12 protein-coding genes are annotated in these 22,758 nt (G+C 68.8%); 10 read left to right on the forward strand and 2 right to left on the reverse strand.

The genetic code is table 11. The annotated features are described in order from the left end of the window. Positions 1-26: 26 nt before the first annotated feature. The 6 genes from C475_RS12955 (at position 27) to C475_RS12980 (ending at position 14,122) form a co-directional block, all read left to right on the forward strand. Positions 27-1,547: an endo-1,4-beta-xylanase gene (locus tag C475_RS12955; RefSeq protein ID WP_006884294.1), complete on the forward strand. Its 1,521-nt coding sequence runs from the start codon at positions 27-29 to the stop codon at positions 1,545-1,547. Positions 1,548-2,620: 1,073 nt separating this feature from the next. After that, complete coding sequence (locus C475_RS25435) at positions 2,621-3,847, forward strand: endo-1,4-beta-xylanase (RefSeq protein WP_449404417.1); 1,227 nt, start codon at positions 2,621-2,623, stop codon at positions 3,845-3,847. A gap of 133 nt (positions 3,848-3,980) precedes the next feature. Next, on the forward strand, positions 3,981-6,080 hold the full coding sequence (locus C475_RS12965; RefSeq protein ID WP_006884296.1) for an endo-1,4-beta-xylanase: 2,100 nt from the start codon (positions 3,981-3,983) through the stop codon (positions 6,078-6,080). Positions 6,081-6,389: 309 nt separating this feature from the next. Further along, on the forward strand, positions 6,390-10,901 hold the full coding sequence (locus C475_RS12970) for an endo-1,4-beta-xylanase (protein WP_049930562.1): 4,512 nt from the start codon (positions 6,390-6,392) through the stop codon (positions 10,899-10,901). 306 nt (positions 10,902-11,207) lie between these two features. Then, positions 11,208-13,490 carry a glycoside hydrolase family 3 N-terminal domain-containing protein gene (locus C475_RS12975; protein WP_006884298.1) on the forward strand — a complete coding sequence of 761 codons (2,283 nt, stop codon included), beginning with the start codon at positions 11,208-11,210 and terminating at the stop codon, positions 13,488-13,490. Positions 13,491-13,873: 383 nt separating this feature from the next. Then, the gene (locus C475_RS12980) at positions 13,874-14,122 is read left to right on the forward strand and encodes a hypothetical protein (RefSeq protein WP_006884299.1); all 249 of its coding nucleotides are present in this window, start codon (positions 13,874-13,876) and stop codon (positions 14,120-14,122) included. 99 nt (positions 14,123-14,221) lie between these two features. Here C475_RS12980 and C475_RS12985 read toward each other — a convergent pair whose 3' ends face one another. Beyond that, positions 14,222-14,599 (reverse strand): hypothetical protein, encoded by a 378-nt coding sequence (locus C475_RS12985; protein ID WP_006884300.1) that lies wholly within the window; start codon positions 14,597-14,599, stop codon positions 14,222-14,224. A gap of 138 nt (positions 14,600-14,737) precedes the next feature. On the opposite strand from C475_RS12985, the gene C475_RS12990 reads away from it, so the two are divergent. Further along, a complete protein-coding gene (locus tag C475_RS12990; protein ID WP_152436410.1) occupies positions 14,738-16,873 on the forward strand; it encodes an ABC transporter substrate-binding protein in 2,136 nt (711 codons plus the stop codon). Between the two features lie 210 nt (positions 16,874-17,083). Here the strand turns inward: C475_RS12990 and C475_RS12995 are convergent, their stop codons facing one another. Next, positions 17,084-18,898, reverse strand: a complete 1,815-nt coding sequence (locus C475_RS12995; protein ID WP_006884302.1) for an ABC transporter substrate-binding protein — start codon at positions 18,896-18,898, stop codon at positions 17,084-17,086. Between the two features lie 222 nt (positions 18,899-19,120). Between C475_RS12995 and C475_RS13000 the strand changes: the two genes are divergently transcribed. The 3 genes from C475_RS13000 to C475_RS13010 are packed head-to-tail and all read left to right on the forward strand — an operon-like array spanning position 19,121 to position 22,654. Further along, positions 19,121-20,113: a DUF4129 domain-containing protein gene (locus C475_RS13000; protein ID WP_152436411.1), complete on the forward strand. Its 993-nt coding sequence runs from the start codon at positions 19,121-19,123 to the stop codon at positions 20,111-20,113. Continuing rightward, entirely contained in the window at positions 20,103-22,121 is a 2,019-nt protein-coding gene (locus C475_RS13005; protein WP_006884304.1) for a DUF58 domain-containing protein, read from the forward strand. Before C475_RS13000 ends, C475_RS13005 begins: the two co-directional genes overlap by 11 nt. Further along, positions 22,121-22,654 carry a DUF7519 family protein gene (locus tag C475_RS13010; protein ID WP_006884305.1) on the forward strand — a complete coding sequence of 178 codons (534 nt, stop codon included), beginning with the start codon at positions 22,121-22,123 and terminating at the stop codon, positions 22,652-22,654. The genes C475_RS13005 and C475_RS13010 overlap by 1 nt, the downstream gene beginning before the upstream one ends. The last annotated feature ends 104 nt before the right edge of the window (positions 22,655-22,758 follow it).

Raw genomic sequence — 22,758 nt, forward strand, 5'->3', positions numbered from 1 at the left:
CAATTCCCCTTGGAGGATTTACGCGTATGCCACCTGAGGACACATCCGGTTCGGGCGACGAGACGCGGTCGGTCGGTCGACGGCCGCTGCTCGGTGCGCTCGCGGCCGCGGGGCTCGCGGGCTGTCCGAGCGGCAAGAGCGCTGACACGGCGACCGACGAGGGAGACGACGCCGCGACGGGGACGGCGACGCCAGCCCCCGACGACGGCACCGACGCGACGACCGCGGCGACCGAGACCGAGACGGGGACGGAGACTCCGACCGAGCCGGACCCGGCCGTCGACCGCCGCATTCGCGAACACCGGACGAGCGAGCTGACGGTCGAGGTAACCGACGGGTCGGGCGAGCCCGTCGCCGACGCCGACGTCGAGGTCGCGATGCAGGCCCACGAGTTCGGCTTCGGCACCGCGGTCAACGCGGGGACGCTGATCGAGGAGTCGAGCGAGGGCGACGAGTACCGCGAGTACATTCCGGAACTGTTCAACAAGGCCGTGATCGAGAACCAGATGAAGTGGCGATTCTGGGAGTCGGATCCCGAACTGGCCGACGCGGCCGTCGACTGGCTGCTCGAACAGGGCCTCGACGTGCGCGGACACGTCTGTATCTGGGGACGGTCCGACGTGGGCGCCATCCCCTCGGACGTCCTCACCGCGGTCGAGGAGCGCGACGCCGAGACGATCCGCGAGCGCTCGATGGCCCATATCGAGGACGTCATCACGCACTTCGGCGACGACGTGACCGAGTGGGAGGTCGTCAACGAGGCGATGCACGCCTACCAGCTCCAGCTCGGCGTCTACGGCGACGATATCGACCAGGCGGAACCGTGGAACGGCGAAGTCGTCCCCTGGCGGTCGCCGCTTCTGGCCGAGTGGTACGCCAGGGCCGACGAGGTCCGTCTGGAGAACGGCCTGGACATCGGGCTGGGAGTCAACGACTTCAACCAGTTCGGCTACAGCTACACGGACGGGCGCTACCAGTCCCAGATCGAACACCTCAACGACAACGCCGTCCAGCTCGACACCGTCGGGCTGCAGGCTCACGTGGGCGCCCGCACCGGCGAGTTCAACAGCAACTCCAACCCGGACGAACGGGTCAGCGCGAGCCGCGTCGCCGAGGAGATCGACAAGTGGGCCGGCTACGGGGCGAGCGTGAAGATCACCGAGTTCGACACCTACGCCGGCGACGACTGGGAGGACGACGACGAGCGCGCGCAGGCACTGGAGAACTACCTCCGAGGCTCCTTCTCCCACCCCGACGTGGAGGACTTCATCATGTGGGGCTTCTGGGACGGCCGCCACTGGGAGGACGAGGCGCCGCTGTTTTACGAAGATTGGTCGGAGAAACCAGCCTACGACGTGTGGACCGGCCTCGTCTACGACGAGTGGTGGACCGAGGAGTCCGGCACCACCGACGAGTCGGGCGCGTTCTCGACGACCGGGTTCGACGGCGAGTACGAGGTCACCGCGACCGTCGACGGCACCGAGGTCACCGAGACGGTCACCCTCTCCGACGGCGGCGCCACGGTCGAACTCTCGGCCGGGTCGTAACGCCGCGACCCGCTGAGGCGGTCGGTATCGGGCGGCTCTCCGCCTCGCGGGCTCGCCGCTCCGACGGGGGTCGTCGAATGTGAATCCTTTTATCGGTCGTCGCGCTGGTGGGAGTCACGTCGATGGCAGACGATCACAAACGCGATTCCGAGAGGGGTACCGATCCGGCGCTCGGTCGGCGGTCGCTGCTGGGCGCGCTCGCCGCGGCGGGACTGGCGGGGTGTCCCAGCGGCGGCGAGAATCCGGTGACGGAGGCGCCGGATGGTGGCGCCGAGGTCGGGGGCGCCCCGGCGACACCGTCGGGGACGCCCGCGGCCGTCCCCCCGGGCTGGCCCGAGACGCGGGACCCCTACTACGGGACCCTCGCGAGCGCGCTAGGTGGCGAGATGGGGCTCCCCGCCGGCGAGTTCGTCTACGCGAACCACGAAGCGGGTGCGCTGGCCGCCTTCGGCGTCGCGTCGGAGGCGGCCGAAACCGCCGAGATCGAAGTCGGTGACGACCAGCCGTTCGGCTCGGCCGTTCGCGTCGAAGTTACCGAGGAGACCGAGAACGCCTGGGACGTGACGATGATGGGGACCGCGACCGACACCGCGGTCGAGAGCGGCGACGTGCTGCTGGCGGTCGCCGCCCTTCGCGGCCCGGAGTCGAGCGAGTCGGAGCCGACCGTCCAGTTCGTCGCCAAGGACGAGGACAACCTCAGCACGAACATGGTGCGCTCGACGCCGGAGGTCCAGCCGCCCGCCGAGTGGACTCGCTACTACGTCCCGGTCCAGTTCGACTACGACGCCGAGGCCGGGACCTGGCGGACCGAGCTGTTCCTCGGATACGGACCCCAGACCGTCGATGTCGGCGGCGTCGCGCTCGTCGACTTCGATCAGCAGGTCGCGGTCGAGGACCTCCCCAGCGGCCCCGCCGAGGAGTCGGGCGGCGGGGCGGACGACGGTGGGACCGCCGCCGGCGACTGGGAGGCCGCGGCCGACGAGCGCATCGCCGAACACCGCACGAGCGATCTGACCGTCGAGGTGACCGACGCCGACGGCGAGGCGGTGGCCGACGCCGAGGTCGAGGTCGCCATGCGGGAACACGACTTCGGCTTCGGCACCGCGGTCAGCGCCGGCTTCCTGACCGAGGAGTCCGACGACGCCGACACCTACCGCGAACACGTCACCGACCTGTTCAACCTCGCGGTACTGGGCAACCACCACAAGTGGCGCTTCTGGGAGGAGAACCGGGAGCTGTCCGACGCGGCGACCGACTGGCTCGAGGGCCGGGGGCTGGACATCCGCGGGCACGTCTGCCTGTGGTCCGACGTGTCCGCGTGGTCCGTCCCGCCCGACGTGGTGCGGGCGATGGGGGTCGAGTGGGAGGACAACGGCGTCACCGACCCCGACCTCGACCCCGAGTACGTCCGCGAGCGGACGCTGGAGCACGTCCCCGCGATCATCGACTACTACGGCGACCGGATCACCGAGTGGGAGGTCGCCAACGAGATCGTCCACAAGCCGGGGCTGATCGAGGCCGTCAACGGCGTGGCCGCCACCGAGGACACCTCCCTGGACGGCGTGGACCCGGTCGAGGCCCCCATCCTGGCGGAGTGGTACGCGGCCGCCCGCGAGGCCGCCCCCGAGGGGACGCCGCTGGGGGTCAACGACTACAACACGCTCTCGGGACCGTACGAGTCGACCCGCGACGACTACGAACGGCAGATCGAGTTCCTCGCCGACGCCGAGGGGGGACTGGACTTCGCCGGGCTCCAGTGCCACTTCAACCAGGGGTCGTCGCTGTCGCCCGAACAGGTGAAAGCCGGGCTCGACAGGTACGCCGAGACGGGCGTACGCCTGCGGATCACGGAGTTCGACATGGCCGACGAGACCTGGGCCGAGGAAGACAAGGCCGTCTTCTTCCGGCAGTTCCTGAAGGTCGCGTTCAGCCACCCCGCGGTCGACGACTTCCTCGTCTGGGGCATCTACAGCCCCAATCACTGGCGCGACGACGCGCCCTTCTTCGCCGAGGGCTGGGAAGAGAAGCCCGCCCTCGAGCAGTACCGCAGCCTGGTGTTCGACGAGTGGTGGACCGAGGAGACGGGAGCGACCACCGACGACGGGACGTTCGCGACGACCGGGTTCGACGGCGAGTACGAGGTCACCGCGACCGTCGACGGCACCGAGGTCACCGAGACGGTCACCCNCGGGTTCGACGGCGAGTACGAGGTCACCGCGACCGTCGACGGCACCGAGGTCACCGAGACGGTCACCCTCTCCGACGACGGCGCCACGGTCGAACTCTCGGCCGGGGAGTAGTCGTGCGGTCGGACCGACCGTGAGAATCGTTTACGTCCGCCGCATTCTGTCGTGATCGTTGGTAGCTATTCGCAATACCTGGCTCGAAAACAAACGTTTTTCAACAGGTATCGGTCTGGTATGAGCCAGATACATGCCAGGATCCAACGACGGGCCGGACGACGGGAACGACGACGAGAACGGCGCGTTCGCGCGCCGCTCGCTGCTGGGGACGCTCGCTGCGGCCGGAATCGCGGGATGTTCGTCGATCGGCGGTGGCGATTCGACGCCGACGGATACCGAGACGCCGGAGCCGACGCCGACGGGAACGCCCCATCCGGACGGGACGCCGGCGGACGTGCCGCCGGGGTGGCCGACGGTGCGGGACCCCTACTACGGGGAACTCGCGTCGACGCTCGGGGACCAGGGCCTGCCGGGCGGGGAGTTCTGCTACGGCACCAGCGAGGCGGCGGCGATGTCGGCGTTTGCGGTGCAGTCGAACATCGGGACGATCGAACCGCTGTCGGTCGGCGACGACCAGCCGTTCGCCTCGGCCCGGCGAGTGACCGTCGAGGAGTCGACCGAGAACCCCTGGAACGTGACGCTGAAGGGGACCGTCGAGGACCGCGCGGTCGAGAGCGGCGACGTGCTCCTGGGCGTGTTCTACCTCCGGGGCCCCGAGGAGAGCGAATCCACGCCGACGCTGCAGTTCGTCGCCAAGGACGAGGACAACTCGAGCACGAACATGGTTCGCGGGGTCCAGCAGGCCGAACCCGCCGACGAGTGGATCCGCTACTACGTCCCGATACAGTTCGACTACGACGCCGAGGCCGGCACCTGGTGGACCGAGCTGTTCCTCGGGTTCGGTCCCCAGACCGTCGACATCGGCGGCGTCGCGCTGATCGACTTCGACCAGAACATCTCCGTCAGCAACCTCCCCAGCGGCCCGGCGAGCCAGCCGAGTAGCGACGACGGCGCCGACGGCGACTGGGAGGCCGCGGCCGACGAGCGCATCGCCGAACACCGCACGAGCGAGCTGACCGTCGAGGTGACCGACGCCGACGGCCAGCCCGTCGAGGCCGCCTCGGTCGACGTGACCATGCAGGAACACGACTTCGGCTTCGGCGCCGGCGTCGACGGAGCTTACCTCCTCAACGAGACGAGCCAGGGCGATCCGTACCGGGAGTACATCTCGGAGCTGTTCAACACCGCGACGCTGACCAACCACCACAAGTGGCGCTTCTGGGAGCAGGAGAAACACATCTCCGACGGCGTGACCCAGTGGCTCCTCGGCGAGGGCCTCGACGTGCGCGGCCACGTCTGCCTCTACGCCGACGTGTCCTCTTTCGCCGTCCCGCCGGACATCGTCGAGGCGATGGGTCGGACGTGGGAGGAGGGCGGCGTCACCGAGACCGACCTCGACCCCGAGTACGTCCGCGAGCAGACGCTGAGCCACGTTTCCGACATCGTCGACTACTACGGCGATGACATCCTCGAGTGGGAGGTCGTCAACGAGGTCATGCACTCGCCCGGGTTCGTCCAGGCGGTCAACGGCGTCGCGGCGACCGACGACGCCTCGCTCGAAGACGTGGACCCCGTCGAGGCGCCGATCCTGCGGGAGTGGTTCGCGGCCGCCCGCGACGCCGCGCCCGAGGGGATGCCGCTGGCGATCAACGACTTCAACGTCCTCGCCGGCCCCTACGAGGAGGACCGGGCGCGCTACGAGCGGCAGGTCCAGTTCCTCGCCGACTCGGAGGCCGGTCTGGACGCCGTCGGCATGGAGTGTCACTTCAGCCAGGACGAGACGCTCACGCCCGGGGAGATAATGGACGGGCTGGACCGGTACGCCCAGCACGACGTGTCGCTGCGGATCACGGAGTTCGACATGGCCGACGAGGGCTGGAACGAGTCGAACAAGAGCGATTTCTTCCGGCGGTTCCTCAAGACCGTCTTCAGCCACCCCGCCGTCGAGGAGTTCCTCGTCTGGGGTATCAACGACGCCAACCACTGGCAGGGCGACGCGCCCTTCTTCACCGCGAGCTGGGCCGAGAAAGCGCCGCTCGGCGAGTACCGCAGCCTGGTGTTCGACGAGTGGTGGACCGACACCGACGGCGATACCGACGGCGACGGGACGTTCTCGACGACCGGGTTCGACGGCGAGTACGAGGTCACCGCCACGGTCGACGGCACCGAGGTCACCCAGACGGTCACTCTCTCCGGCGACACCACCGTCGAGCTCTCGCCCGGCGAGTAGACCCCCGGGACTCGCTCGACTCGACCCGACCCGACGTTCCCGCCATCGGACGCGCCGTTCGTCCGAACCGATCGGGCGTTCGCGCGGCCCGATCCGACGTTCGCGCGCCGTCCGCGCGCGGTGAATTTCGACCGAAATCACCCGTCGAGCCCCCGCTCGGATCGGATTCGACGCCTCGTGAACTGCCCCGAACGCGGGGATCCGGCAACTGTCTCCGGAAGTTCTGACAACGGATTCGGAAGTATCTCCAATTATCAGTATGATTTGGGAATATTTATGGCCGATAAATCGCAGAGGTTCGGCTGCACTATGCGAGACTCTGACAGTGGCGATCGTGGGGACGATCGCTTCCGGGTGGGGCGCCGACCGTTCCTGCAGTCGATCGGGGCGGCGGGCGCCGCGGGTGGTATCGCCAGCGTAGCACCGAACGAGGTTCGCGCGGATACGCCGGATTCGTGGGCGTCGGGTGGCGACGCGTACTATTCGGCGCTCGTCGATGACCTGCAGAACGGGCGGGGACTACCGCCGGCCGCCTTCGAGTTCGCGAACACGGAGTCGGACACCTGGAGCGGGAGTAACGTCTTTGCACAGGCCGGGGAGAGCGGCCAGTACGGGACGGTCACGACGCTGGACGTCAGCAGCGACGGCGTCCCGTTCTCGGAGGCCCGGCGGATAGAGGTCACCGACGCGCCGGACTCGAACTTTCCGGTCCAGGTTCGCGGTGACCTCAACCGGGACGTGTCCGCGGGGGACACGATGCTCGCCGTCGCGTATCTCAAGTCGTCGAGCGACAGCCCACAGGCGCAGTTTTTCGCCGTCGACAGCGGCGGATTCGGGAACCCCTCGGTCGGGAACCAGTCGCCGACGATCGGCACCGAGTGGGAGCGCCACTACTTCCCGATCGAGATCGGCGCCGACACGAGCGCGTCGGACCAGAATCTGTACATCCAGCTTCAGCTCGGCTTCAGCCAGCAGACCGTCGATATCGGCGGCGTCGCGCTGCTGGACTTCGGGACCAACGCCGACTTCGGATCGCTGCCGTCCGGGGTCGTCGAGTCCAGCCCGTCGTCGAGTCCGTACTACGACGCGCTGCAGAGCGACCTGACCGGGATGGGGCTCCCGAGTCCGACGTTCCGGATCGGCTCGAACGAGTCCTCGGTCCGCTCGTCGAGCGGCGTGTTCGCTGAGAACCCTTCGGGGACGGCGGACTCGCTGAACGTGAGCGACGACTCGGTGCCGTTCTCCGAAGCGACGCGGTTCGACACCACGTCCGATCCCGGGGAGAACTTCAGCGTCCAGTACAAGGCCAACCTCTCCGAGCCGGTCTCCTCGGGCGACGTGATGCTCGGAGTGCTGTACCTGCGTTCGTCGTCCGACAGCCCCGAGGTGGAGTTCCACGCGGTCGACGACTCCTCGTACGCAAACCGGACGACGGGCAACCAGTCGCCGACGATAGGGAGCGAGTGGCAGCGCCACTACTTCCCGATCCAGTTCCAGTCGAACTCCTCGGGCGACCAGAACCGCTACGTCCAGCTCCAGCTCGGATTCAAACAGCAGACCGTCGACGTGGGCGGGTTCGCGCTACTGGACTTCTCCGGGACGGACGCCGCGATCGGCGACCTCCCCTCCGGCGTAGCGAGCACCGTCGGTCCGTACTACCGGACGCTGACCAGCGACCTGTCGGCGCTCGACCTCCCCGAACCCGGGTTCGTCTACGCCAACACCGAGTCGGGGACGTGGAGTTCCTACGACTTCGGTGTCGACGACTACGGCACCGTCTCGGACCTGGACGTGAGCGGTGACTCCGTCCCGTTCTCGGAGGCCTCGCGCGTGTCGATCAACGGCTCCCAGGACAGCGGCTTCAACGCGAACCTCCGGGGCGACGTGGGGGGGATGGCCGTCGAACAGGGCGACGTGTTCCTCGGCGTGGCGTATCTGCGCGGTCCCGACGGGGACGCACAGGTCACCTACTCCGCACAGGAGAGCGCCAGCGAGAACTACAACAACTGGGCGGAGTTCACCGACCCCTCGATCGGTTCGGAGTGGGAGCGGTTCTACTTCCCGGTCAGGTACGGCACCGGCTCCGACGCCGGCAACTGGTGGACCGAGTTCTGGCTGGCGTACAACGAACAGACGGTCGACGTCGGCGGTCTCGCGCTGCTGGACTTCTCCGACACCGACGTGGCGGTCGACGACCTGCCCGCGGGTGCGGCCAGCCAGATCGACACCGGTGGCGGCGGGCCCGAAGAGTGGCCCCAGACCGACGACCCGTACTACTCGGGACTGATCGACTACCTCCAGGAGCGCAACCTCGACCCGGGCCGGTTCATCTACGCGAACAACGAGGCCGACGCGTTCGACGTCTTCGAAGTCGCCGGCGGCGAGGCGGACAAGGGCGAGCCTTCCGCGCTGGACGTCGGCGACGACGTGCCGTTCTCGGAGGCGACGCGCATCGACGTCACGGAGGCCGGTACCAACTCCTACAGCGTCAACTTCAAAGGCTTCGTCAACGACGAGGGCGTCTCCAGCGGCGACGTGTTGCTGGGCGTCGCGTACCTGCGCACGCCCGACGAGGAGAACGCGCAGGTGACGTACAAGGTCAGCGAGAACAGCACCTTCGGCAACTACGTCACGAACCCGCGGCCGCCGGTCACCGGGGAGTGGCAGCGGTACTTCTTCCCCGTCACCTTCGACAGCGGCTACGACGCCGGCAACTGGTGGACCGAGATCTGGCTCGGCGCGCAGGTCCAGACCGTCGACATCGGCGGCCTCGCGCTCCTCAACTTCGAGGGGAACAACTCGGTCGAGGCGCTGCCCGAGTGGGAGCGCTCGGCGGACCCCGGCTGGGAGGACGCGGCCGACGAGCGGATCACCGAGCACCGCACCGCCGAGATGCAGGTCGACGTCGTCGACGAGAACGGCAACGCGGTCGAGGGGGCCGACGTGTCCGTCTCGATGCTCGAACACGAGTTCAACTTCGGCATCATGACCAACGCCCCCCAGATCCAGAGCACGGAGCCGGGCGACCCCTACCGTGAGAACCGCAAGGAGCTGTTCAACACGGGCGTCCTCGAGAACTACCACAAGTGGGACTTCTGGGAGGGCGGCAAGGACATCTCGGACGCGGGCGTCGAGTGGATGGAGGCCCAGGACTGGTATATTCGCGGGCACGTCGCGCTGTGGGCCAGCGTCGACTCGGCGGCCGTCCCCGACGACGTCGTCGAGGCGATGGCCTGGGACAGCGAAGCCGGCGCGGCCACGCCCAGCGAGGCCGACTCGCAGTACGTCCGCGAGCAGACGACCAGCCACGTCGAGGACATCATCAGCTACTACGGCGACCGCATCGACGAGTGGGAGGTCGTCAACGAGGTCATCCCCGAGTCCGGCTTCGTCCGGGCGATCCACGGGGCCGACGTGACTCCCGAGGAGGCGCCCGTCTTCGCCGACTGGTTCGAGACGGCCCGCGAGGCCGGTCCGGACGGCCAGCCGCTGGGTATCAACGACTACAATACCATCGAGGGACCCTACAGCGGGCGCCGCACCCAGTACCAGACCCAGATCGAGACGATCCAGAACACCGACGCGGGGCTGGACTTCGTCGGCCTGCAGGCCCACTTCAGCGAGAGCTCGTCGCTGTTGCCGTCGCAGACGATGTCGGCGCTCGACAGCTACGACGAGACGACGGCCGACGACGTCGGCCTGCGGATCACCGAGTTCGACATGTCCGACGAGAACTGGCCCGAAGTGGAGAAAGCCGACTTCTTCTACCAGTTCCTGAAGACGACGTTCAGTCACTCCGCGGTCGACGAGTTCATCGTCTGGGGGCTGATCGACACGCTGCACTGGCGCGACGACGCGCCGTTCTACGCCGCGGGCTGGGAGGAGAAACCCGCGCTCGACCGGTACCGGGACCTCGTCTTCGGCCAGTGGTGGACCGAGGAGTCGGGCACCACCGACGCCTCGGGCGCCTGGGCGGTCCAGGGCTTCAAGGGCGAGTACTCCGTCAGAGTGAGATACGACGACAGGGCCGTCTCCACGAGGACGACGCTGTCCGAGGGCGGGACGACGCTGGAAGTCTCCCTCGACGGCGACTACGACGGGGAGGGCGAGAGCGAGGAAGGAGACGGCGGCGGCCTGAGCGCCGATGCCGGCTCTGACCAGCGGGCCAGTCCCGGCGAAGAGGTCACGCTGAACGGCGGCGGGTCGGACGGGCAGGGCCTGTCGTTCCAGTGGTCGCAGATGTACGAGTCGACGACGGCCGACCCGGCGGTGTCGCTCACCGGAGCGGGCACGGCGAACGCGTCGTTCACGGCGCCCGACGTCGAGGAGACGCGCGCGCTGGACTTCCGGCTGGAAGTCACCGACTCAAACGGCAATTCCGCACAGGACACCGTCGACGTGGTGGTCGAGCCGGCCGACACGGCGACGCCGACGCCGACCCCGACAGAGACGGACACTGCGACGCCGACCCCGACGGAGACGGACGCACCGACCGCGACGCCGACGCCGACGGCCACGGACACTCCGACCGCGACGCCGACTCCGACGGCCACGGACGCGCCGACCCCGACGCCGACGGAGACGGACGCGCCGACCCCGACCCCGACGCCGACCGCGTCGCCGACCGTGACGGCCACGGACACGCCGACCGAGTCCGCGCCGAGTCCGATGACGACGGCGGCGCCGGCCGAGGAGGACGACCCCGCGCCGACGACGACCGGGAGCGGCCCGGGGCTGGGCATCGTCTCGACGGTCGCGACGCTCGGTGGGTTCGCGAGCCTCGCGAAGTACCTCGCCGACGACGGGGACGAGGACGCCTGAGGACCCCTTCTCCCGTCCGACACTGTCAGACCTGACCTCGCGCTCGGTTCGCCCGGCGGGGGTCTCGCTTCGCGTTCCGCCGCGTTCGCACCTCACTTTCTCGTTTCGACGCTTCGTGTTGCGCCGCGTCCGCCGTCGGTTCGGCGCCCGTCGATCCGCCCGCCCGGTACCGGATCTGAGACTGTCGTCGGAACCATTAATATCCGCGTCCCCGACCGGATATGCGTAATGACAGCCGACTCTGACGCGACTTACCGCGACCCGACGGTACCGACATCGCGGCGTATCGAGGATCTGCTCTCCCGAATGACGGTCGAAGAGAAGGCCGCCCAGCTCGGTTCGGTCAGCCCGAGTCGCGGCGTCGCGGACAACGCCGGCGAAGTCGACGAGGGTCAGGAGCTCGTCGAGGACGGCGAACTCAACCGCGAGGTCGCAGCGGAACTGCTCGAAGCGGGGATCGGCCACCTCACCCGTATCGGCGGCGAGGGGAGCCTTCCCCCCGAACAGGCCGCCTCGGTCACCAACGAGATCCAGGAGTACCTCGCCGAGGAGACGCGGCTTGGCGTCCCCGCGATCCCCCACGAGGAGTGTCTCAGCGGCTACATGGGCCCCGAGGGTACCACCTTCCCCCAGGGAATCGGGATGGCCAGCACCTGGGACCCGGACCTGATGGCGGCGGTCACCGACACCATCGGCGACCAGCTCGAAGCCATCGGCACCGCCCACGCGCTCTCGCCGGTGCTCGACGTGGCCCGGGACCTCCGCTGGGGTCGCGTCGAGGAGACCTACGGCGAGGACCCCTATCTCGTCGCCGAGATGGCGACCGCCTACGTCGACGGGCTGCAGGGCGACTCCCCCGCCGACGGCATCTCCGCCACGCTCAAGCACTTCGTCGGCCACGCCGTCGGCGCCGGCGGGAAGAACCGCTCGTCGGTCGACGTGAGTCGACGCACGCTGCGGGAGGTCCACATGTTCCCGTTCGAGGCGGCGATCCAGGAAGGGAACGCGGAGTCGGTCATGAACGCCTACCACGACATCGACGGCGTCCCCTGCGCGAAAGACGAGTGGCTGCTGACCGACGTGCTCCGCGGTGAGTGGGGCTTCGACGGCACCGTCGTTTCCGACTACTTCAGCGTCGACTTCCTCAAAGAGGAGCACGGCGTCGCCGCGACCCAGCAGGAGGCGGCCGTCTCGGCCGTCGAGGCCGGCGTCGACGTGGAGCTACCCAACACCGACTGCTACGAGTACCTCGCCGAGGCCGTCCGCGACGGCGACCTGGCCGAGGAGAGCCTCGACGAGTCGGTCCGCCGCGTGCTGCGCGCGAAGTTCGAGAAGGGGCTGTTCGAGGAGTACACCGTCGACGTCGACGCGGCGACCGACCCCTACGAGGACGAGGCCGCCGTCGGGTTGGCCCGCGAGGCCGCCCGCGACTCGCTGGTCGTCCTGAAAAACGAGAGCGACCTGCTGCCCCTTGACGACGCCGATTCGGTCGCCGTGGTCGGTCCGAAGGCCGACGACAAGAAGGGGATGCTCGGCGACTACGCCTACGCCGCCCACTACCCCGAGGAGGAGTACGAGTTCGAGGCCGACACGCCGCTTTCGGCCATCGAGAACCGCGTCGGCGCGGACGTGAACTACGCCCAGGGCTGTACGGCCACGGGCAACTCCACCGACAAGATCGGCCGCGCGGTCGAGGCCGCCGAAAACGCCGACGTGGCGCTGGCGTTCGTCGGCGCCCGCTCGGCGGTCGACTTCTCCGACGCCGACGGCGTGAAAGCCGAGCAGCCGATGGTCCCGACCAGCGGCGAGGGCTGTGACGTGACCGACCTGGGCCTGCCCGGCGTGCAGAACGAGCTCGTCGCGCAAGTCGAGGAGACCGACACGCCGGTCGTGATCGTCCTCGTCAGCGGCAAGCCCCACGCGATCCCGGAGATCGACGCGGGCGCCGACGCGGTCGTCCAGGCGTGGCTCCCCGGCGAGGAGGCCGGCAACGCCATCGTCGACGTGGTCTTCGAGGGCCACGACTCGGGCGGCCACCTCCCGGTCTCGATGCCCAAGTCCGTCGGCCAGCTGCCGGTCCACTACAGCCGCAAGCCCAACACCTACAGCGAGGACTACGTCTACGACGACGCCCAGCCGGTGTATCCGTTCGGTCACGGGCTGAGCTACGCCGAGTTCGAGTACTCGGACCTGGATCTGTCGGACGTGGACGTCGACCCCTCGGGGACGTTCTCCGCGAGCGTCACCGTCGAGAACACGGCCGAGCGCGACGGCAGCGACGTGGTCCAGCTGTACGTCTCCGCCGAGAACCCGGACCTGGCCCGGCCGGTTCAGGAACTGGTCGGCTTCCGCCGCGTCGAACTCGACGCCGGCGAGTCGACCGAGATCACCTTCGACCTGGCCGCGAGCCAGCTCGCCTACCACGACCGCAACGCGAACCTCGCCGTCGAGGCGGGCGACTACGAGCTCCGCGTCGGCCACTCCTCCGAGGAGATCGCCGAGTCCGCACGCCTGTCCGTGACCGATACGAAACAGGTCCCGCGGACGAGCCGCCGCTACTTCACCGAGACGAGCCTCGACCAGGCCTGACCGTCCGGGCGTCCCCTGTGGTCTTTCAGTATCGTACGTGATATAGCGCCCTCGATAACGCCCTGCGAATCCGGTTCGGAAAGTTCAGCCTGTTCGTCGCGCGCGTACGCATGTGACTACATGCGACGCATCGAGGCAGTTCCGCCGGACCAGCGGTTCGCGACCGATCCGTGTTTCGTGTTCTCATGGGTGATATCGGAAAGCAGCCCCCGGGAGAGCGACCGACCGGGTCTCACAGGGGAGACTCGCCCCGTCCCGACCCGGGGAGCCCGAGCGAGAGTCCCACGAGCCGGCGCCTTCGCCGGTGTGGTAACCCTTTTCGGGACCGCCCGACAACGGGGGAGCATGGTTTGGGCGCCGGTCGTCGACGGAGGGATCCGGTCGTGAGCGAGCAGGGCGACGAGCAGACGGGCCGCGAGGCGGCCGCCGAGGCGCTGTGCGAGGAGAACCGGAAGGTGCTGGGCGTGTTCACGATCGCGCTCGTGTTTCTGCTCATCCAGCTCCCCTACCTGGTCGTCACCGACTCGGACTCGTCGCTGTTCGTCGTGTCCGTGTTGAACGTCGTCGGGAGCGGCGCGTTCGTCCTCCTCAGCGGGAGCGTCCTCTGGTTCTGCCGACAGCGCGCGGTCTGATCGGTCGGCGACGTGCGGTCGGGTCGGTGTCCGTTCCGAGACTCGCGAATCCGGCGGCTGGGAGTCGAGTTACTGACGAGGAAAACGTCGCGAAGACGGTCAGGCTGACGTCGTCGCGCGGGCGTACAGCTTGTTCGCGAGCAGGAACCCGTAGACCGTCGCCCCGAGGACGATGAGCGTTACGCCGAAGATGCCCAGCATCGCGGCGAACACCTTGTGCGCCAGGACGATCCCGGAGACCTGTCCGAAGGTCTGGACCGATTCGGGAATCCCGTTCATCAGCGAGATCGGGCCGGCGTCGCCGGCGATAACGATCGCGGGCGTCCCGTTGACGAGGGTGGCCCCGAGGGCGATACAGACCCCGCCTATCACCATGATCATCAGCGAGATGTTCCCGACCATGAAGTAGTACAGCGCCAGCGCGTACGCCCGGACGCCGTCCGCTTCCTGCCCGGCTCGTTCGAGTTCCTGCCTCATTGCGATAGACTGTTTCACACACCTATTTGAAGGTTGCGCTTGCGGGAGCGCCCTCGGTGGACCCCGCTATCAGATACGTCGCCCACTCGGTATGAAATAATCAGGAAGTTTTATATAGAGCTGGCAGAAGGTAGAGGTATGCGGAAGCCTGACAGCATCCGTGACAAGGAGTTATCGCGACGCCAGTACGCGCAGATACTGGCTGGAATGGGAGCCGCGGGCATGGCGGGTTGTGGGAGCAACGGTGGATCCACCGACACGCCGGGTTCGGGGAGCACGCCGACGCCGACGCCCAGCGGTGACGGTGGCGACGGTGGCGACGGCGAGACCGACAGCGCCACCGCGACGGCTGCGGAGCCGGTGACCCGCCAGATCAACTACGCCGTGGCCAACTCGCCGGACGTGTTCAACTGGAACCCCTGGACGCCCCAGGACAACACCATCGGTGACCTGTGGATGTCGGACCTCCACGGGCTCCGGAACGTCCACACGACCCAGAGTTCCTACAGCGGGACGACGGTGCCGACCCCGCACAAGCCCGACCACGACGAGGTCGAGATCATGACGTGGATCTCGGGCTTCGATGTCGAGCCCCCCTACGACTGGTACGACCACCACGACGACCGCGCCCGCTACTGGAACGGCGACCCCTACGACGCGGAGGCCCGCGAGGCGCACAACCACGTGAACTTCTTCCAGCAGGGCAACAAGTTCGCCGAGGGCACGACGTTCAACCAGCAGGCCGAGGACCAGTGGACGCTCCACTACTGGACGAACAAAGGCGATGTCCCCGAACAGGACCCGGACCCGACGGCACGGGTCGTGCTGCGCTCGAACGCCGGGCCCGTCGACGGGGACCCGCCGATCCACCCGGACTACACCACGCCGTATCGAGAGCAGTACCGCGACGCGGCGAACGCGGACGCGGTCAGCTCGGTCACGGACGAGCTCGTCAGCGACCGCATCAGCCTCGACCGCATGGCCGAGGAGGGCGGCACCGACGAGATGCTCGCCGGGTCCGGTCCCTACATGCTGAAATCGATGGACGACGTGGGCTCCGAGCGGGTGATCCTCCGGCTCAACGAGGACCACCCCAACGCCGAGAACACGAACATCGAGCGGCTCGCGCTGTACTGGGCCGAGGGCGACCGGCGCCAGACGCTCATCAACGAGGGCGTCCTCGACGTCGACTCCGGTGCTGTCACCTCTAGCGGGGCGACCACCCGCGAGACGCTGCCGGACCACGTCCAGGAGTTCACCCGCTGGCTGCGCGCCACGGGCGGCGACGTCTGGCAGCTCAACTGGCAGAACGAACACCTCCAGAACCTCTGGGTGCGCCGCGCGCTCATCGAGGCCATCGACTGGAACGCCGTCTCCGCCAACGGGTGGGGCGAGGACGCCTCGCAGGTCACCCAGCACGACACGTTCCTGCTGGACGCCCAGTCCGAGAGCACGTTCTCCGAGGACTTCCTCGACCAGCTTCACCACTACTCGCGCTCCTCGAACGTCGAGAACGCGAACCGCTACATGCAGCGGGCGGGCTACAGCAAGCAGGGCGGCCAGTGGGTCGACCCCAACGGCAACCCCGCCTCGATCGACCTCTCCTCGCGCTCGGGCAGTCCCGCGAACGTCCAGGGCGCCCAGACCATCCGCGCCAACCTCGCGGAGTGGGGCTTCGGCGTGAACTTCACCACGATGGGCTGGAACAACTGGTCGACCTCGCTCGACCCGAACGAGGGGCTCAACTACGACTCCACGATGTTCTGGCACGGCGACCCGTACGTGTTCCAGTACTACCACGACCGCGGCGCGTGGTGGGACCTGGGCCTGGTCGGCGGCAGTCCGACCGGCAGCCCGTACAACGCCGACCCCGAGGACGAGGTGGACACCCAGGGCAAGCCGATCGTCCAGCAGGTGCCCGACGAGCCGGGCGCCTTCGAGGCCCCCGACGAGGCCGGCGTGTCGCCGGACCTGGACAACGCGACCGAGGTCAACCTCGTCGAGACGGTCAACGCGATCCGCCAGCCCGGCAACTCCGAGGAAGAACAGCAGGAGCTCTACCGGACCTGCGCGCGCTACTACAACTTCTACGTCCCGCACTTCGTGTTCCATCAGTACCTGATGGGCTCGTACGGCGACGTGCGCGACTTCGACTGGCCGGACCCGTCGGCCCGAGCGTTCGACTACGAGCGCTCGTTCGGTATCGAGGACGTGCTCGTGCTCGGCGGCATCGCACAGGCCAGCACGGACGAGGAGTTCGAGCCGCCCCAGTAAGCGGCTGACTCACCGTATCGACCACCGAACGCCCGGGTCGTCCGGGTCGGCGCTTTTCGTCGCCTCTCGCGCTCCGACGAGCCGCGGGACTCCCCACGCATCGTCGCGTCTCGTCGGACGGCCGTACTCCTCGCGACTCGCCCGAGCCAGTCTGGCTGCGACGCTCGTGACGTCTCGTCGCCGTCGAGAACGGTCCCGGTCGGGCCGGTGCTACTCCTCGGTGACCGGACGGATCGCGCCGTGTTTCAACATGTGAAATACGGGCTGGCCGGCGGGGCCGGCGGTCCCGTATTCGGGCTCGGCGTCGTAGGACGGCCACTCGAAGTCGCGGGTGTTGCCCCAGAGGCCGTCGACGGTGGTGCCGAGGTAGATGTCGGGGAGGGCGTCGTTCCACCAGGTGGCGAACGTGGCGATGGCGTCGACGGTCGCCGCCCGGTCGCTCGGCCCCTCGATCGTCCGCCAGGTTTCGAGGAGGTCGACCGTCCGGCGCTCGCTGGCCGGGGCGTCGACGGCGCCCGGCTGTTGGGGGACGGACACCTCGACGGGCTTGCCGCGGCTCCCAGCGTCGGCGCCGGAGTCGGAGACGCCGTAGCCGATCGAGGTGGAGCCGTCGCTGGTCACGTCGTAGGCGCTGTAGGGGTCGCCGTCGAAGTTCCAGAGGGTGATGTCGTGGGTGTGGTTCGAGACCGCGGCGTAGACGTTGCTGTTCGTGAGCCGGTCGGTCGTCACGTCGAAGCCGAACTGCGAGAGGCTCGACGCGACGACCTCCGCCCCGGAGACGAAGTCGGACCACACCGGCGTCGCGAGCTGGGGCGACGGCTGCTCCCCGTCCGGGCCGCGCCAGTCGCCGTTTCCGTCACGGCTGTAGCCCGCCTCGCGCATGTACTCGGCGGCGGTCTCCTCGTCGGCCTCGACGGGGTAGCGGTGGAGCCGTTCGCGGACCTCGTCGGGGAGCCACCGACGCGCGGCGGGCGCGGAGAGGCCGGTCTGGCGGACGGTCGGGTCGCCCCAGTCGGTCACGTCGACCACCTGGTCGACGGGGATCACCGACAGGACGGCCCGCCGGACCGGGCGGCGACCGAGGTGGGGGTCCCGCCAGTCGAGGACGAGCTTCGTCCCCGCGTCCGTCGGGTACCGGGCGAGCTGTTCGAGGTTCCCCGGCGGGGTACCGCGCTCGTCGCCCAGCCGGCCGGTGCCGCCGTCGAGCCACCCCTTGCTGACGAGGTTCTCGATCGAGACGGACTGGACGACCGGGAACCACAGGCGCGGGACGGCGACCTCGTCGGCGCGAGGGTGGTCCTCGTAGCGCTCCAGCATCAGCCGGTTGATCGACACCTCGACCAGCTCGAAGGGGCCACAGCCCAGCCCCTCGTCGGCGACCGTCTCCAGGTCGGGACTGTCCGTGCGGAGTTCCGAGACGACCTCCGAGCGGCGCTCGTCGGTGCCGGCGTCGCGGAGCCGGTCGAGCCACGGCTCGTACCGGTCGGCCCGCGTCCGGACGGCGCCGCCCGCGGCCGTCGAGAGCGCGAGCGGTCGGTCGAGCGGCCGGTCGAAGCGATAGCGGAGCTTGCTGTCGTCGAGGCGTTCGACCTCGTAGCTCCGGTCGCCGCTCACGTACGACCCGATGCGCTCCTCGATCCACGCGTCCCGGGCCGTGACGGGGTCGCCCGACCACCACGTGTACCCGTCGGCGTACGCGACCGTCGCGGTGTCGCCGTCGGTCTCGACTGACTCGATGACGTCGCCGAGTCGGCGTTCGCCCCCCGGGGTGGTGTACGATTCGGCCTCGAAGAGGATCGAGTAGAACGCCGCCGGGTCCGAGGAGGACCACGGGCCGACGTGGACGTTCTCGGGGACGTAGGGGAACTGGAACCCGAACACCTGCGGCGAGTCGACGATCTCGTTCGGGCCGGTACAGCCGGCGATCGACCCGGCGACCCCGGCGGCGACCGCCGCGAGGTACCCCCGCCGGGTCGTGCCGTCGACCGGGTCGTCGCCCGCCCGTCCCTCGGAACGTGGATCCATCGGCGCGAGGTTATGGACGACCCGCCTTAAGGCCTCCGGGGACGGGACCTTCGGCGGGCGCATCCGTGTGGGCCGCCGTGTGACTCCGACGACGAGCCCGAGTGCGAACGGTTCTCTCGCGCGCCGACCGCGCGGGGGCAGGTCACCGCTACCGAGCGGATCGGCGAACGATCTCCCCGGCAAGCGGAAAAGACATATAGGGTCGATCGTACAAATCGTAGTATGGATGATTATGTGTCACAGGAAGCCCTGCGGTTCGTCGTGATCGGGCTCGTGGCGATGGCGGCCATCGCCGTGGGCGCCGCGACCATCACGGCGACCGTCGACACAGGGGCGACCGGTGGCGGGCAGGGGCCGGCGGAGGACCCGAACGAACAACAACAGAACCGGGGCGGTGGCGGAAGCGGGGACGGCCCGGGCGGGGGTGACGGGCTCAACCGCAGCGGGAGTAGCAGTGGCGGGGAACAGGTCCAGTTCACCACGTGCGTCGAACCGTTGACGACGTGGTACGGCGGGCTGGCGTACTTCGGCGCCGCCGCGATGCTCGTCTTCCTGATCAAGCGCCGGTACTCCTTCGGGGCAGCGTTCCTCGGGCTGTACGCGCTCGCGCCGCCGGTGCTGCTGGCGTACTTCCTCGGGACCGACTGCGCGACCGTCGGCGGTCCCGGGCTGGGTAACAGTTCCGTCACCAACGCGGCCAACGCCTCTTCGTCGCCGGTCGCGTCGATGGACGTGCCGCCCGCGGCTATCCTCGGGGTCTTCGGCGTCGTGCTCGTCGCGACGGCCGCGGTCCTGTTCCGCGCGTCGGGCGACCAGGGGATCACCACCATGGAAGAGGAAGCGGCCGACGAGGGCGAGGGCGCCGACGTGATGGACCTGGCCCAGGCCGCCGGCCGCGCCGCCGACCGGCTCGAAGAACACAACGCCGACGTCGACAACGAAGTCTACCGCGCGTGGTGGGAGATGACGAGCATGCTCGACGTGCCTAACCCCGACAGCGCGACGCCCGGCGAGTTCGCCGAGGCGGCCGTCGACGTGGGGCTGGGCGCGGACGACGTACAGGAACTGACGCGGCTGTTCGAGGAGGTCCGCTACGGCAAGCGCGACGCCGAGAGCCGCGAGGACCTCGCTATCGACGTGTTCCGCAACATCGAGGAAGAGTACGGCGGGTCGACCCGCTCGTCGGTCGGTCAGGAGGGCGACGATGGATATTGAGACGGTCCTCAACCGTCTGCTGATCGCCATCGGGGCGATCCTGTTCGCCGCCGCGGCGGCGATGATCGTCGTTCCGGACCTCTCGAGCGCGCTCCCCTCCGCGACACAGGGCGTGTTCCTGGTCGGGATCATCGCCGTGGTGACCGGACTGGGCGTCGTCCGTCGACGGCTCCGCGGCGAGGTCGAGGAGACGATCACGCCGAACCCCGAGCGGCCCGCCGGCAACCCGATGCCCGGCGAGGACGTCGACCGGATGCTCTACGAGATGACCCACCTCCGCCAGGGGGTTAACGAGAACCGCGAACACCTCGAAGAGCGCCTCGAGAACCTCGCGGTCGCGGTCGTCCGCAACCGCGAGGACTGCTCGGTCGAGCAAGCCCGGCGCATCCTCGAAGCGGGCGAGTGGACGAACAACGAGACGGCCGCCGAGTTCTTCCAGAGCGAGCGGACCGCCGCTCAGGAGGCGGGCCTCTCGGAGTCGCTGCTCTCGGGCACCGACGACGTGGCCGCCTTCGAGAACCGCTTCCGCGTGACCGTCGAGGAGCTCATCGAGGTCGGCGACGTGGACGTGAACAGCTCCGTCGACGTCGAGGAGGAGACCGACCGCTCCTTTTTCGACCGCCTGCTCGGGCGCTCGGCCGACGACGGCGACGACGACGAGGCGGTCGAGTCCAACTGGAACGAGTCCAACTCCTCGGTCCCGACGTTCGACACGAGCGAGCCGTTCGAGGACGTGAGTCTACAGCACACCAACCGCTGGCTCGGCGTGACCGCGTTCGCGCTGGTCGCGGTCGGCGCCGGCGTGGTCACGTTCACCCCCGGCCTGATGCTCGCGGGGACGGTCGGCATCGCCTACACCATCTACGCGCGGGTCTCGGCGGTGCCCCGGACCGAGGGGCTGGTCGTCGAGCGCGAGTACGACGTCGACGACCCCGAACCGGGCGACCTCGTCGACGTGACGCTGACGGTGCGCAACGAGAGCGGGTCGATGCTGCCCGACCTGCGGATGGTCGACGTGGTGCCGGACGCGTTCGTCGTCACCGAGGGCGTCCCGCGCCTGCACACGGCCCTGCAGTCGGGCGCGCAGGCCCAGCTCGAGTACACGGTCCGCGTCGAGCGCGGGGAGTACGACTGGCCGCTGCTCGTGGTCGCCCGTGACTTCAGCGGTGGCGTCGAGCGCACGTCGCTCGTCACGCCCGAGGCGAGGATGCGAGTCGTCCCGCCGCTGCGGGTCACCAACGACATCCCGGTGCGCGCCCAGACCACGCAGTACGCCGGTGACGTCAACACCAAACAGGGCGGCGCCGGGCTGGAGTTCCACTCCGTCCGCGAGTACCGCCCGGGCGACCCGATGAACCGCATCAACTGGAAGCAGGTCGCCAGCACGGGCGAGCTGGCGACGATCGACTTCCGCCAGGAGAAGGCCGCGACGGTCACCATCCTGTTCGACACCCGCCAGAGCGCGTACATCTCGGCGGGCGTCGACGAACCCCACGCGGTCGACCACTCGGTCCACGCGGCCAGCGACATGTTCGGCGCGCTGTACGACCAGGGGAACCTGGTCGGGCTCGCCGCCTTCGACACGGTGCCGTGCTGGTACGCCCCCGGCGCGGGGAGCGAACACCTCGAGAACGCCCGCGTGCTGTTCGCCCAGCACCCGGCGCTGTCGCCGCGACCGCCGGAACGACAGGACCACGAGAGCCAGTACATCGACCCGATGACCCACGTGCGTCGGCGGCTGCCGAGCACGTCGCAGGTGTTCCTGTTCTCGCCGCTGGCGGACGACTACGCGGCCGAAGTCGCCCGCCGGCTCGACTCCGAGGGCCACCTGGTCACCGTCATCAGTCCCGACGTGACCGTCGACGAGACGGTCGGCCAGCGGCTCACGCGCATCGAACGGACCGCGCGGGTCCGGTACCTCCGCGAGCGGGGGATCCGCGTCATGGACTGGGACCCCGACGAGCAGCTCTCGCTCGAGGTCGAGAAAGCACAGACGAGGTGGGCATAATGAGTTTCGACATTCAGGACGAGGAGTTCAGCGCGGTCGAGGTCACCCACTCGCCCGCACAGTTCAGTAGTATCATCGCGGTCGCCGCGGCACTGTTGGCGGTCGTGACGACGGCACTGGTCGCGCCCCTGTCGGCGCCGGTCGGGCTGTTCGGACTCGCCGGCGTCGCCGCCGGGCTGTTCGTCTTCGAGTCCGAGCGGCTGACCATCGCCGGTACGGCGATCGTCTTCGTCGGCATCATCGCTGCCGGCTTCTTCGGCGACGTGCCGGAGTTCCTGCTGTTCGCGGCGCTGGCGACGATAATCTCGTTCGACCTCGGTTCGAACGCCTTCAGCGTCGGGCGCCAGATGACCGACCAGACGGACACGCAACGCGGCGAGGCCGTCCACGTCGCCGCCACCGTCTTCGTCGGCGTCATGGCGGCCGGCCTCTCCTACGGCCTCTTCATCGTGCCGTGGGGGTCGCTGACGGTGCCGGCGCTCACCCTGTTGCTGCTGTCGGCGCTCTTTTTCATCTGGTCGATCCGGCAGTAGGCCGGTCGGCCCCCCTCGGTCTCCCGTTCGAATTTTCGTCGATTTTTGCCGCCGCTCCCGTTCGGCCGCTTCCGCCAATACCGCCCGGCTGACTGCCGTGTCAG

The sequence above is a fragment of the Halosimplex carlsbadense 2-9-1 genome (assembly GCF_000337455.1).
Classification (GTDB): domain Archaea; phylum Halobacteriota; class Halobacteria; order Halobacteriales; family Haloarculaceae; genus Halosimplex; species Halosimplex carlsbadense.

What these genes read in the sequence shown, in the direction of transcription:
- C475_RS12955 (WP_006884294.1), top strand. Translation starts at nt 27, where the DNA reads ATGCCACCTGAGGACACATCCGGTTCGGGCGACGAGACGCGGTCGGTC.
- C475_RS12965 (WP_006884296.1), top strand. Translation starts at nt 3,981, where the DNA reads ATGCCAGGATCCAACGACGGGCCGGACGACGGGAACGACGACGAGAAC.
- C475_RS12970 (WP_049930562.1), top strand. Translation starts at nt 6,390, where the DNA reads ATGCGAGACTCTGACAGTGGCGATCGTGGGGACGATCGCTTCCGGGTG.
- C475_RS12975 (WP_006884298.1), top strand. Translation starts at nt 11,208, where the DNA reads ATGACGGTCGAAGAGAAGGCCGCCCAGCTCGGTTCGGTCAGCCCGAGT.
- C475_RS12985 (WP_006884300.1), bottom strand. Translation starts at nt 14,599, where the DNA reads ATGAGGCAGGAACTCGAACGAGCCGGGCAGGAAGCGGACGGCGTCCGG.
- C475_RS12990 (WP_152436410.1), top strand. Translation starts at nt 14,738, where the DNA reads ATGCGGAAGCCTGACAGCATCCGTGACAAGGAGTTATCGCGACGCCAG.
- C475_RS12995 (WP_006884302.1), bottom strand. Translation starts at nt 18,898, where the DNA reads ATGGATCCACGTTCCGAGGGACGGGCGGGCGACGACCCGGTCGACGGC.
- C475_RS13000 (WP_152436411.1), top strand. Translation starts at nt 19,121, where the DNA reads ATGGATGATTATGTGTCACAGGAAGCCCTGCGGTTCGTCGTGATCGGG.
- C475_RS13005 (WP_006884304.1), top strand. Translation starts at nt 20,103, where the DNA reads ATGGATATTGAGACGGTCCTCAACCGTCTGCTGATCGCCATCGGGGCG.
- C475_RS13010 (WP_006884305.1), top strand. Translation starts at nt 22,121, where the DNA reads ATGAGTTTCGACATTCAGGACGAGGAGTTCAGCGCGGTCGAGGTCACC.